Source organism: Paraburkholderia sp. EG304 (genome assembly GCF_046543485.1).
GTDB classification, from domain to species: domain Bacteria; phylum Pseudomonadota; class Gammaproteobacteria; order Burkholderiales; family Burkholderiaceae; genus Paraburkholderia; species Paraburkholderia youngii.
Window position 1 is genome coordinate 1 of sequence record NZ_JBKGUA010000349.1, and the last position, 435, is coordinate 435.

Here is a 435-nt window from a genome sequence, read left to right on the forward strand (position 1 = left end):
TCACCACGTAGCGTCCGCTCTGACGACCGAGGTTACCGTGAGAGTGGAAGTTCAGCCATCTATTCACAACGAATGAGTAGACGGCCGACAGCCCGTACCCCAGAGACACCGACACCGGATACGGCAAACCTACCCCTCGGAAGAAAACGGCCAATAGGCTCATATCGATAAGGAACCCCAACCCGTTGATAATGCAGTAACCGATGAAGGTAACGGGCAGGCCAGACAAGGGAAAAGGCAGGACGGAGTGAACCGTCAAGCATCCTCTCGCGAACGCGCGGGGAACAGAACGCCGGGGAACCTTTCTAGCCCGGATGCGCCTCGCACTTGTTACCACAAACCTATTCTTGCAGCCCTATCAAGGATCGTCGTCACCGATCGGTAACCTGACGTCATGGCTACGACGAGACGGGCAACCCCCGCAGACCTACCTTT

The 435-nt window shown here is 56.6% G+C and carries 1 protein-coding gene; it reads right to left on the minus strand.

The features are described from left to right. Positions 1–259, minus strand: a 259-nt coding sequence (locus ACLFKU_RS44230) for a GtrA family protein (RefSeq protein ID WP_410853455.1), incomplete at its 3' end; no start/stop codon positions are given. Between the last annotated feature and the right edge of the window lie 176 nt (positions 260–435).